We start from the raw sequence: 12572 nt of genomic DNA, 5'->3' as shown, positions 1-12572 counted from the left end.
GGTGACAATTTTTGGGGTGACTGGCACCTTCCATAAAGTGGAAGGTGCCTGTCACCCTATTTTGGAATATATGATAAACTAATATCGTTATTAACATTTATATGAAGGAATGGTGAATGATTATGGCAATTGTCGACGTAACGGTTATTCCAGTTGGAACGGAAACTCCTAGTGTGAGTCATTATGTAGCGGATATCCACAAGGTGTTGCAAAAATATGAAGAGCAAGGGGACATTCGTTTCCAATTAACTCCGATGAACACAATTATTGAAGGGGATCTACCTAAACTATTTGAAGTCATCCAAGCGATGCATGAAGTTCCTTTTGAAAAAGGACTTGCGCGAGTGTGCACAAACATCCGTATCGATGATCGACGTGATAAAGAACGGAAAATGGAAGATAAAGTAGCAAGAGTCAAAAGTCTTTTGGAGGAGTGATCCTTTACAACTTTAAATCGACCTACTAGGAGGAATCCATACAACATGAGACTTTATATTGATTCTGCGAATATCGAAAGTATCAAAATGTTAAATGACTATTTTCCAATTGCAGGAGTGACAACAAATCCGAGCATTCTTGTGAAAGAGGAAAAGCCATATTTAGATACTTTGAAAGAAATTCGTGCGATCATCGGTACGGATAAAGAATTATTTGTCCAAGCCATTGGGGATAGGGCAGAGGAAATCGTTGAGGAAGCCCGATTTATTTCACAACAAATATCAGGGAACGTTATTGTGAAAGTTCCTGTTACCGAAGAGGGAATTAAAGCCATTAAGCTTCTTGCAGCAGAAAACATTCCAACACTGGCGACAACGGTCTATACAGCATTCCAAGCGCTGATGGCTGCAATGGCAGGAGCTAAATATGTGGCACCCTATGTGAATCGAATTGATAATCTGGCTGGTAATGGAGTTAAGGTAGTAACGGAAATTGCCCAGTTATTTAAGACCTATGAGCTAGGCTGTGAGATACTAGCGGCAAGCTTTAAAAACCTACAACAAGTATTTGAGGTATGTCTTGCAGGTGCCGAGACCGTCACCGTTTCCCCAGATATCATTGAAAAAATGATCGCCTTTCCATCCACAGGAACAGACGTAGCAACATTCAAACAACAATGGCAAGACTTTTACGGTGAAAAAGCAACAACCTTAATCAATACATAAGTGATTCCAAAAAATGGGAGGTGCCTGGCACCTTCCATTTTTTAGGGAACCTTATTTTTCCTACAAGCCATTTATAAAATAGTGACCTGATTTTTGCCTCCGCTTTTGCTTGCATATAGCGCTTGATCCACTCGTTTAAACAAAGAATTCATATCATCCTCGTCTTTTAGTTCAGTTACCCCGAAACTGGATGTGACAGAGCCGACGTATGGAAAGAGATGATTTTCGATTGTCTGCCTCAAACGATTCGCAAGCTGAACGGCTTGTGATCTATTCTGGTTTGGAGTCATGATGACAAACTCTTCGCCACCCCATCTCCCGATATAATCTGTATCCCTAATACATTTTTTGAGAAGGTCTGATAACTCAATTAGAATGGAATCTCCTACATCATGACCGAATGTATCGTTTATTTTTTTAAAATCATCAATATCTAAAATGATCACAGATAAGGGGATTTTAGAGTTTTTCGCCTTATTAAATTCTCTCAGCAGCTCGCCCTCTATTGTTCTCCGATTCGGCAAGTTTGTTAAAAAATCGGTATATGCCAATTCTCTTAGTGTTTCACTTTCCATATAGACTGCAACAAGATGGTTAAGAAAATAAAGTCCAACGATATATACAATACTTGAAAGATAAAATTGGGTGAGCGTGTCGAGTGCAGAAATATGTTTTTGAAAGTGATGGAATAGCTCATAAATTCCCATCAGTAAGGTTAATGAATAAATGACTAAAGAAAAATAAAGACCGATCTTCCTCCTAAAGATTAAATAAATATAAATATAAAATAAAGGCATCCAGAACATATACTCATCTAAACCCTGTTCCGCGCCTCCTAAGCCATCAGTAATGACAAAATAAAATCGGTAAAGGTGAAATACACTTAGGAAAATGAATGTCAGAACTTCTATCACCATCATATTTTTTCGTAACCCAACATGGATTAAAAAAATACAAAGCCATACGATTAAGATGGGCAAACTAATCTTATTGACTATGTCTAGACTTTTACCGATACTTTCTACATATAAAGAGATAATCGAAGCAATAATCAATAAAGGCAATGCAGTCAAATAAAGGTTTCTCTTTAACACTTGAAAAGAATAGTGAGTGTGTGTGTTTTCCATAAAGCACCCGTTCTTACTTTTTTCATATAGTTTAACCAGATTTTGCTTCTTGATAGGTGGTGTGAGTGTTCCATTTTATGGAAGGTGCCTGGCACCTTCCAATTTTTAGTGGATAGATGTTCGTTTAGGCGGTAAAATGTTTATATAATTAGGAACTGGCAGGTAGGGGGGGAATCAAGGTGAAAATCGCAATAGCGGGTGGTTCAGGATTTATTGGAGAGAAACTAACGAGTCTTCTCCTAGATGAAGGTCATGAAGTAGTAATCCTCACCAGAAAGAATCAAACTTCCTCATCAACAAACATATCGTATGTAAGCTGGCTTAAAGAAGGTACATCTCCAGAAAACGAACTCGAAAATATAGACGTTTTTATTAACCTAGCAGGGGTTTCAATAAATGCAGGCAGATGGACAGCAAAACATCAAAAGCAAATCTATAACAGCAGAATGGAGGCAACGGATGAGCTATTAAGAATCATAGAGGCTTTGCCGCAAAAGCCTTCCCTATTTATCAATGCAAGCGCCATCGGCATTTACCCTGCATCCATCAACGCAACCTACACGGAAGACTCAGTAGAAACATCAAATGATTTTCTCGGAATAACCGTATCAGATTGGGAAAAGAAAGCGAAACAAGTGGAAAAGCATGGAACTCGTACAGCCTTTATGAGATTCGGAGTAGTCCTTGGAAAAGAGGGTGGAGCCCTTCCTTTAATGACGCTTCCTTATAAACTATTTGTAGGTGGTACAGTAGGATCGGGTAAACAGTGGGTGTCTTGGATTCATGTTATGGATGTCATTAGAGCGATTTCGTTTGTGATCCAAAATGATCATCTGTCAGGCCCTATCAATGTAACGGCTCCTTCACCTCTAAAAATGAGGGATTTTGGTAAAACCATAAGCACCGTACTCAAACGACCACATTGGCTTCCTGTCCCTTCGCTAGCAATGAAACTAGTGCTAGGACAGAAAAGTAAACTCGTTCTTGAAGGGCAAAAGGTTTTACCAGAAGTACTAACAAATGCGGGGTTTGAATTTTTATATCCGACACTTGATGTAGCTTTAATGGAGTTATATAAAAAGTAATTAAAAATTTAGTGGTCATCTAATGAATATTTAATCTTTAAAACCTCCATTGCAACGTAAAATGGAGGTTTTTTATCTATCACTCAATACATAGGACCATTGGCACCTTCCAGAAACTGCTAGGATCCAGGAACTGCGTATAGATAACTCTTACGTTAGAACAATAACCTTAGCTCATTTGGAGTTTTATTTGAGCATTTAGTTGAAATGTAAACGTTAAAAACGTATTATCTATATGGATGGTTAATTCTTATATCCATATACCTTTGCAGAAAATAAATTTTAGAGATGAGAGAGGGTACAGACTATGGCAGAAAAAACATATACAATTGTTGATGAAGCAGGTATTCATGCACGTCCAGCTACATTGTTAGTAAACACAGCAACTAAATTTAGCTCTGAAGTGAAGATGGAGTATAATGGCAAATCAGTTAATCTTAAATCCATCATGGGAGTTATGTCTTTAGGAGTGGCTAAGGGCGCTGAAGTAAAAATCATTGCAACAGGTGATGATGCAGAGGACGCTATTGAAGCAATCACTGCTGCTATGCAGGAAAATAAATTAATCTAAAATATGAGGCGTCAATCCCCTCCAGTTTATGGAAGTTATTGACGTCTTTTTTTATCCAGTTTTTTGTATAAAAAATAAAAAAAATATACTACTAAACTTCTAAATTGAAAAATTGTACATTATGTTATAGTAAATAATGTACAATTTTGTGATTAATGAACAATTTAGTTGGATGAACACAGTAAAACGCATAATTGTACAACAAATGTCCAATTCTTTTAGATGGAAACGCATACAATTTTTGAAAGATTAGCTATATACTTTAATTGTAGGAGGGAGGCAATCAATTGGATCTTAATAATAGAGATAAATTCATTTTAAGTGAGTTGATTGGTAATCCTAGTATTACAAGTAAGGAACTTGAAGAAACACATCAATTAACCCGAAGGCAACTTGGATATAGCATCAATAAAATTAACGAATATCTTTTGCTCAACAACCTTCCTGTAATCGAGAGAACAAGACAGGGACATTTTATTATTAATCAGGCTGTTTTTGAGAAATATAATGTGGTGTCTGATGGCTTTGAAATGTCGGAAGAACAAGTTGTTTTCACTGAAGAGCAGCGAATAAATCTTATTCTTTCAATTATCTTATTCTCCCAGGAGGAATTGTCATTAAATCATTTTACCTCCTATTTTAAGGTTAGTAAAAATACCATACTTAGTGATCTAAAGCATGCACAAATCTTATTAAATGATTACGGGTTAATTATTCGTTATTCAAGAAAGAACGGATATTTAATAGAAGGTAAAGAATTACAAATTAGGAAACTACTAATTAGTTTAATTAATACGATGCTCCAAGAAAACGCAGGTGAAAAAAGACTTATTGCAATTGCCGGTATTCAAGAACAAGAACTAAAAGAATTCTCAAAGCGAGTAGAAAAGGTTGAAGATAAGTTAAGTCTTAAATTTATTGATGAAAAGTTAGCTGTGATGCCTTTCATATTAATTTTGATTTTAAGGCGAATTAAAAGAGGCAATGTCATAGATTCTTTCCCGATTGAATATGAGGTACTTTCTGATACGAATGAATATCAGGCAACTGAAGAGATTTTATATGATCTCGAGGATATTCCAGAAACAGAGCGTTTATTTATCACCTTACACCTTTTAACAACGAATGTATTTTCATCTGTTTTTATGTCAGAAGAAGAAGCGATTCCTAATCTAGTACCTGCTATAGATAAAATGCTACGGCAATTTGAAAAAAGCGCATGTATCTATTTTGATAATCGAGAACAACTGTTAGACAAATTGTTGCAACATATTAAGCCAGCCTATTATCGAATTAAATATCAGTTGACTGATAAAATTTATTTACAAGGTGTCCTTAGTGAGGATATGAAGGCGATCCATCATCTTGTTAAACAGTCATCCTCACCTTTGGAAAAGGTAATTGGAAGAGAAATACCTGATAATGAACTGATGTTTATAACGATGCTCATTGGTGGCTGGATGAAAAAACAGGGTGAAAGTATTATTCGGAAGGTAAAAGCGGTGGTGGTTTGTCCACAAGGCGTTTCGGTATCCAAACTCATGTTCAATGAATTAAGTGAATTATTTCCAGAGTTTGTATTTCTTGATTCCTTATCCGTCCGTGAATTTATCAACTATCCATTAGATTATGATATCGTTTTCTCCCCAACTTATATTGAAACCGATAAAAAACTATTTGTTACGAAGGTTTTTCTAGGTAGAGAAGAAAAGGTTCGATTAAGAAAACAGGTTATGTTGGCGGTACATGGCTATGTACCGAATGATATTGATGAGCAGCAACTCATTCGAATCATTTCAAACTTTGCTGACATTAAAGATGAAAGGGCTTTATCAAAAGAGTTAATGAAATACTTAAATCGAGATGATAATAAAGCCGTTGCTCATCAACGCAATAAAGATCAAAAAATTCCACTAAATGAATTGTTGACTCCTGAAAATATCAAACTAGTTAATCGGATAGAATCTTGGGAAGAAGCAGTTAGAATTTGTGCTCAGCCTTTAGTTCATAGTAAAAAGGTAGAACCAAGATATATAGACGCTATGGTTCAATATAGTTTGCAGGACTCATACATTGTCATTGGTCCAAATGTTGCTATTCCACATGCAGCACCAGAAGACGGGGTAAACGAGGTTGGAATGAGTTTACTACGAATAAAAGAAGGTGTTTCATATGGTGGGGACCATAGAATAAATATAATCGTCGTCATTGCAACAAAAGACAAACATGAGCATATACACGCCTTAATGCAATTAATGAAATTAGCGGGATCTGGTGAGGATCTAAATAAATTAGTTAAAGCTAATTCCATAAAAGAAGTTAGTAAAATTATTAATTTATATTCGATTGATTAGACAATAATATTCTAAATGTAAAAAATTGAGAGGGGGTGAATCAACATTGAAAACCGTTTTCCATCTTGGTTTAAAAGCAACTCATTATCAAGAAGTTATTGAAACATTAGGAAATCAATTGAATGAAGCTGGTTATGTTAAGGATTCTTATGTTGATGCTGTATTAGAAAGAGAAAGTGTATTACCTACAGGTTTAAAGACAGGAAGTCTGAATGTAGCCATTCCACATACAGATATGCAGCACGTGAACGAAACCGTAATGGCCGTTGCCACTTTAGATCAACCAGTTAAATTCAATTTAATGGAAGATCCGTCTCAAGAAGCAGATGTGGATATTGTCTTTCTTCTGGGTGTAACAAAACCAAAAGAGCAGACTGAACTATTAAGTGCCTTAATGTCCATTTTCAAGGATAAAGAACGCTTGGAAAAGATTAAAGAAGCTAAAACTGAAAGCGATTGCGAACGCATTCTTAACCTTGTTATGGCTTAAAAAATAATATTCATTATAGGAGGAAATTTAACATGAAATCATTTAAAGTATTATCGATTTGTGGCTCAGGTACTGTAACATCGACAATGGTAGCTGGAAAGGTAAAAGAGGAAATGGCTGACAGAGGGATTACGATTACAACAAATACAGGAAAACCTACTGAAGCTTTAAGCCTTATTCAAGGTGGAGGATACGATTTAGTTGTTCACACGAGTCCACTTCCAGCAGGTGATTACGGAATTCCTAAAATCAGCTCAATCAGTTGCTTAACAGGTATTGGCGAAGAAGAATTTTTTGATGAAGTAGAAGAAACATTAAAATCTTTAGCATAAAAAAATAAAATAACTCGGGGGGACCCATTATGTTAGAAACACTTCAATCCATATTCAATGCGTTTGGAGCAGCAATATTAGTTCCAGTTATCATTATTGTAATTGCAATGATTTTAAAAGTACCTTTTAAAAAGGCGTTGATGTCTGGTTTAACAGCTGGTATTGGTTTACAGGGTTTTACATTAGTTATTAACTCCTTTACACCAATTATTTCTCCAGTTATTCAAAGTATGGTAGACAATACAGGCATCAATCTACCTGCCTTTGACGTAGGTTGGCAGGCAACATCGATTGTTGGATACTCTACTCAACCGGGTATGCTTTTCCTAGCAGTAGGGATTATCTTACAAACTGTACTATTCTTAGTAAAATGGACAGATGTATTCCAACCATCTGATCTATGGAATAACTATTCATACTGTGTATGGGGTTCAATGGTGTATGTAGTAACGGGTAATATGGCTTTAGCTCTTGGCTGTATGATTCTATTAAATATGTATTCTCTTTTAAACTCCGAAATTATTGCAAGAAGATGGTCAACTTATTATGGATATCCAAATACTACGATCGTAGGTATGCATAATATTGAGCCAGCTATGTTCGGTCTAATTATGGATCCGGTGTTAAATGCAATCGGTTTCAACAAAATTAAATTAAACCCAGAAACATTACAAAAGAAACTAGGGTTATTCGGTGAACCTACCGTTCTAGGATTCTTTATTGGATCACTTATCGGCTTAATCGGTAATATTACAAATTTAGGCGCGATATCATCATGGGGCTCTATCTTAACCGTTGGTATCGCAACTGCCGCTGTTATGGCGATTTTCCCTAAAATTGCTGGGCTTTTTGCTAATGCCTTTACTCCTATCACAGATGCGGCAAGAAAATCGACTGCAAAAAGAGAGAAAGGTTCAGGTCGTGAATGGTTCTTAGGAATCAACGATGCTGCAGGTTTCGGTGAACCGGCAACATTAACAGCAGGTCTTTTATTAATCCCAATCATGGTATTAATGGCATTCATCTTACCAGGAAATGAAGTAATCCCGGTTATAGACTTAGTTGCACTTCCATTCATGATACAAGGTCTTGTTGCTTTAACAAATGGAAATATGGCGAAAGTAATTGTAAACGGTGTTATTTGGTTCAGTATCGGTTTATATGTATGTACAGCTACAGCTCCATTATTCACGGAAGTGGCAATGGATGTAGGGATTGCACTACCAGCTGGCGCACTATTAATCACTAGCTTCAACATCTTATCTAAACCATTAGCATCATTAATTTTCTTTGCATTCTTAACAGCAAGTCCACTTTGGATTACAGTTGCAATTGTTGCTTACTTAGTAATGTGGTTCTTATTCAGAAAGAACAAAAAGGCGTTCTACGATTACCTTGATCGTCAAGCAGCAAAGAACAACTCATTAGAAACTGGGCAACAAGTAGCCTAAAAAAATGGCGGTTCGAATGAATTCGATTCCGCCACTGATCCAAACGATCATTTAAAAAAATAAAAGACATTGTTAGTATACCAAAAATAAAAAGATAACCATATAAAAAAGTATTAAAAAGAGGCGAAAATAATGGAAGGAAAAATGAAAGCAGCGGTTTTGCACTCACTAGGTAATGTAACTCAAGAAATAGTTGATATTCCTCAAATTAATGAAGATGAAGTTCTTATTAAAGTAAAGTTTGCAGGAATTTGTGGTTCGGACGTACCTCGTTCTATGATTAGCGGTGCTCGTTTATATCCTCTTATTCTGGGTCATGAATTTTCAGGAGAAGTAGCTGAAGTTGGGGCAAACGTAACCGAATTTCAACGAAAAGATCGTGTTTGTGTAGCACCATTAGTACCATGTGGAGAATGTCAATATTGTAAAGCAGGAAATTATGGTTTATGTGATGATTATAACATTATTGGTACAGGTAGCAACGGAGCGTTTGCGGAATACGTAAAAGTACCAAAAAATCACGTATTAAAAATAGCTGATAGCTTAGATTTTGAAACAGCGGCTGGAATTGAGCCTGCAGCAATCGGTTACCATGGTTTGCAAAAAGCGAACATTCAACCTGGTGAAACAGTAGTTGTAATGGGTTGTGGTGCAATCGGACAATTAACATTACAATGGGCAAAAATCTTTGGAGCATCTACTGTCATTGCCGTAGACATTTTTGATGACAAGTTAGAATTGGCAAAAGAACTTGGTGCTGATATTACGATCAATTCTAAAAATGTTGATCCCGTTGCAACCATTAGAGAAATTACCAACGGTGGTGCAGATGTAGTTGCCGAAACTGCAGGTAACGTGTTTACCCAACAACAATCTATTTTAGCAGCAAAGAAAAGAGGACGCGTTGTTTTTATTGGAATCACTCATAAAGGGTTGGATTTAAAAGAAGAAACCATGGACCACCTAATGCGTGGAGAAATTTCAGTTGTAGGTTCTTGGAATTCATACACACCTCCTTATCCTGGTTTGGCTTGGAAGGCTACTCTTGATTACATGACTAGTGGACAGATTAAATTTAAAGAAATGCTTTCTCATAAAATTACACTTGAAGAGGTTGGCGAATATCTAAAAGGGATGGCTGACCGAACATTGAAATTCAATAAAGTTCTAGTTTCTCCGGAGGAATAATTGGTTTATAGACTGTTATTTTATGATAAGGATAGGATAGGAGTGATATCATGCTAGAAAAATTGAAAGAAGAAGTATTAGAAGCAAACCTTGGTTTACCAAAATATGACTTAGTTACTTTTACTTGGGGAAATGTTAGTGGTATTGATCGTGAAAGTGGTTTAGTGGTTATTAAACCAAGTGGAATCGAATACGATAAACTTACTGCTAAAGACTTAGTGGTAGTCGACTTAGATGGAAATATTGTAGAAGGTGATTTAAACCCGTCTTCAGATACAAAAACTCATCTTGTATTATATAAAAATTTCCCTGATATTGGTGGTGTTGTTCACACCCATTCAACTTGGGCAACGAGCTGGTCACAAGCAACTAGAGATTTACCAGCACTAGGAACAACACATGCTGATACATTTTATGGTACGGTTCCATGTACTCGTAACTTAACGAAAGAAGAAATTGAATCCGATTATGAATTAGAAACAGGAAATCTCATTGTGGAGACCTTTAAAGAACGTGGGATTGATCCGAATGCAGTTCCAGCTGCTCTTGTATACAGTCATGGTCCATTTGTATGGGGGAAAAATGCAAAGAAGGCACTTGAAAACGCGGTTGTCTTAGAAGAAGTTTGTAAAATGAACTTTAATACCCTTCATTTGTCACCAAAAATTCCTTCAATGGATCAGAACTTACTAGATAAACACTATTTAAGAAAGCATGGAAAAAATGCTTATTACGGACAAAAAGTATTAGTTAAATAATGAATGTGATTAAGGCAGGGGATACTATAACGATTAAACTCATTTTTTAGTTATCTCGTAAGTTCATGAGTTTATGGCTTTCTTACGAAATGAAAATGAGTAAACTTGAAAAACATCATTTGTTTTCTCTGTTTTAATCCAGATCTGAAGAACCTTTTTCCATGTTATACAAGGTATATCTGGAAAAAGTTCTTCTTTTTTTATATCTTTCAAATGCTAGATTGTAACCACTGTTTACAAGAAGGAGTGTTCCAAAATGGCTAAGGTTGTAGTAATTGGAGATGGCTTGGTAAGTAGTGACACTCTTGAGGACGCTGCTTATGGGCTCGATATTGAAGAACCTATTGAAGTAAAGAAGTTTGAATGGTACTCCCATTTAGAGAAAAATGAGTTTCAAGAGTGTATAAAAATTATTGAAACGCAGGGACCTGAAAACGTTGAAATTCCTGAAGGAATCTTTGAGGAACTAGAAACGGCTGATTATCTATTACTCCACTACGCTCCTGTTTCAAGAAAGATGGTTGAATGTGCAAACAACCTTAAATTAATCGGTACTTGCCGGGGCGGAATGGAAAATGTGAATATTCCAGCATGTGATGAAAAAAGAATTCCGGTGCTTCATGTTTTTCGTAATGTAGAACCTGTAGCGGATTTTACGATTGGCTTAATGTTCGCTGAAACAAGAAATATTGCCCGTGCCCATCATGCCATTTTAGAAGGAAACTGGAGGAAGACTTTTGTTAATGACCCTTATAAAACTACTCTAAGTCAGTTGAAAGTAGGTATATACGGATTGGGGAATATCTCAAAAGCGGTGATTAGACGCTTAAATGCCCTAGGTGTAGAAGTACTGGCAAATAGCAACCATGCCAATCTAGAAAGTTTAGAAAAAGAAGGATTAAAGCTACAGTTAGTAGATGTGGAGACTCTTTTTTCCGAATCGGATATTGTATCATTACACGCTCGAGTAACATTGGAAAATAAAAATGTAGTAAATAAGAGGTTACTAGATCTAATGAAACCAAGCGGCTACCTTATAAATACAGCTAGACCGGATTTAGTAAACAAAGAAGATTTAATCGATGCTTTGAAACATCATCGAATTGCAGGGGCCGCATTAGATGTTTTTTGGACCGAACCGATCGATACAAATGATGAAATACTGCAGTTGGATAACGTAACATTCACCACCCATATTGCGGGAGACACGGTAGATGCGATTCCAAAATCTCCTTATTTATTACGTGATGTATTGAATGATTATTTTAAAAATAAGAAAAGTAGTTTTCAAGTGAATTTGAAATAACGTTTTAATTAGCATAGCAAAAAAAATCCTGAGAAATAAGAGGTGATGTTGTGCAAACCGTTGCAGCCTCGATTATGTGCGCAGACCAATTGGATTTGAATCAAGAACTGCGGAAGTTAGAAGCCGCGGGGGTTGAGTTGCTTCATTGTGATGTAATGGATGGGGTTTATGTCAATAATTTGGCGATGGGACCCTATGTGCTTGAACAAATCAAAGCAAGTACAAGCATTCCGTTGGATATTCATTTAGCGACAGTGCGGCCTTCAAAATATATTGATATGTTTGCTAGTATTCAACCCAAGTATATATCTTTTCATGTTGAAGCAAGCGATGATGTTGAGAGAGATATTCGTAAAATTAAAGATTACGGGATTGAACCAGTTATCGCATTAAATCCAGAAAGTCCCATTGATTTGATTAAACCTTATTTATCTATGGTTTCGATGATCTTAATGATGACGGTAAATCCAGGATTTGCTGGGCAAAAGTTTAATTACAATGTGCTAGAAAAAATAGATGAACTGAATCATTTATTTGAAACGCTGGAAACCAGACCGTTAATAGAGGTGGATGGAAACATCAATCAAGAAACCATTCCTGCACTTGTGGAAAGAGGAACGAATGTGTATGTATTGGGCACATCCTCTCTTTTTAATCAAAAAGAAGGAACTTATCTTGATAAAATTCAGTCGGTTAAAGAATTGTTTTTGAATCGTCTAGAGTACGGTAACCAGAAATGAGAGATGA

At 36.2% G+C, this 12572-nt stretch carries 13 protein-coding genes; 12 read left to right on the top strand and 1 reads right to left on the bottom strand.

What is annotated here, in order from left to right; genetic code table 11:
• Window positions 1–122 precede the first annotated feature (122 nt).
• Entirely contained in the window at window positions 123–437 is a 315-nt protein-coding gene (locus Q5760_RS23410) for an MTH1187 family thiamine-binding protein (RefSeq protein WP_428912668.1), read from the top strand.
• A 45-nt stretch (window positions 438–482) separates the two neighbouring features.
• A complete protein-coding gene (locus Q5760_RS23405; RefSeq protein ID WP_428909928.1) occupies window positions 483–1163 on the top strand; it encodes a transaldolase family protein in 681 nt (226 codons plus the stop codon).
• A 71-nt stretch (window positions 1164–1234) separates the two neighbouring features.
• Here Q5760_RS23405 and Q5760_RS23400 read toward each other — a convergent pair whose 3' ends face one another.
• Window positions 1235–2257 carry a GGDEF domain-containing protein gene (locus Q5760_RS23400; RefSeq protein ID WP_428909927.1) on the bottom strand — a complete coding sequence of 341 codons (1023 nt, stop codon included), beginning with the start codon at window positions 2255–2257 and terminating at the stop codon, window positions 1235–1237.
• Window positions 2258–2469: 212 nt separating this feature from the next.
• Here Q5760_RS23400 and Q5760_RS23395 point away from each other — a divergent pair, with 212 nt between their 5' ends.
• From Q5760_RS23395 to rpe, 10 genes are all read left to right on the top strand, one after another.
• Window positions 2470–3375 carry a TIGR01777 family oxidoreductase gene (locus Q5760_RS23395; protein ID WP_428909926.1) on the top strand — a complete coding sequence of 302 codons (906 nt, stop codon included), beginning with the start codon at window positions 2470–2472 and terminating at the stop codon, window positions 3373–3375.
• 307 nt (window positions 3376–3682) lie between these two features.
• Window positions 3683–3946 carry a phosphocarrier protein HPr gene (locus tag Q5760_RS23390; protein WP_428909925.1) on the top strand — a complete coding sequence of 88 codons (264 nt, stop codon included), beginning with the start codon at window positions 3683–3685 and terminating at the stop codon, window positions 3944–3946.
• 287 nt (window positions 3947–4233) lie between these two features.
• Window positions 4234–6300 (top strand): BglG family transcription antiterminator, encoded by a 2067-nt coding sequence (locus tag Q5760_RS23385; RefSeq protein ID WP_428909924.1) that lies wholly within the window; start codon window positions 4234–4236, stop codon window positions 6298–6300.
• A gap of 46 nt (window positions 6301–6346) precedes the next feature.
• Complete coding sequence (locus Q5760_RS23380; protein ID WP_428909923.1) at window positions 6347–6790, top strand: PTS sugar transporter subunit IIA; 444 nt, start codon at window positions 6347–6349, stop codon at window positions 6788–6790.
• Between the two features lie 32 nt (window positions 6791–6822).
• On the top strand, window positions 6823–7122 hold the full coding sequence (locus Q5760_RS23375; RefSeq protein ID WP_428909922.1) for a PTS fructose transporter subunit IIB: 300 nt from the start codon (window positions 6823–6825) through the stop codon (window positions 7120–7122).
• A 29-nt stretch (window positions 7123–7151) separates the two neighbouring features.
• Window positions 7152–8573, top strand: coding sequence for a PTS galactitol transporter subunit IIC (locus Q5760_RS23370; RefSeq protein ID WP_428909921.1), 1422 nt, complete (start codon window positions 7152–7154; stop codon window positions 8571–8573).
• A gap of 132 nt (window positions 8574–8705) precedes the next feature.
• Complete coding sequence (locus Q5760_RS23365; RefSeq protein ID WP_428909920.1) at window positions 8706–9761, top strand: galactitol-1-phosphate 5-dehydrogenase; 1056 nt, start codon at window positions 8706–8708, stop codon at window positions 9759–9761.
• Between the two features lie 50 nt (window positions 9762–9811).
• Window positions 9812–10519, top strand: a complete 708-nt coding sequence (gene araD / locus Q5760_RS23360; RefSeq protein ID WP_428909919.1) for an L-ribulose-5-phosphate 4-epimerase — start codon at window positions 9812–9814, stop codon at window positions 10517–10519.
• A 256-nt stretch (window positions 10520–10775) separates the two neighbouring features.
• Window positions 10776–11825 (top strand): 2-hydroxyacid dehydrogenase, encoded by a 1050-nt coding sequence (locus Q5760_RS23355; RefSeq protein ID WP_428909918.1) that lies wholly within the window; start codon window positions 10776–10778, stop codon window positions 11823–11825.
• 50 nt (window positions 11826–11875) lie between these two features.
• Window positions 11876–12565: a ribulose-phosphate 3-epimerase gene (gene rpe, locus Q5760_RS23350; RefSeq protein WP_428909917.1), complete on the top strand. Its 690-nt coding sequence runs from the start codon at window positions 11876–11878 to the stop codon at window positions 12563–12565.
• Window positions 12566–12572 lie beyond the last annotated feature (7 nt).

Origin of the sequence: Niallia sp. Kr1 (genome assembly GCF_050389805.1) — a bacterium.
Classification (GTDB): Bacteria; Bacillota; Bacilli; order Bacillales; family Cytobacillaceae; genus Bacillus_BD.
The sequence above is the reverse complement of the archived record's forward strand: the minus strand, read 5'-3'. Positions and strand labels throughout refer to the sequence as shown.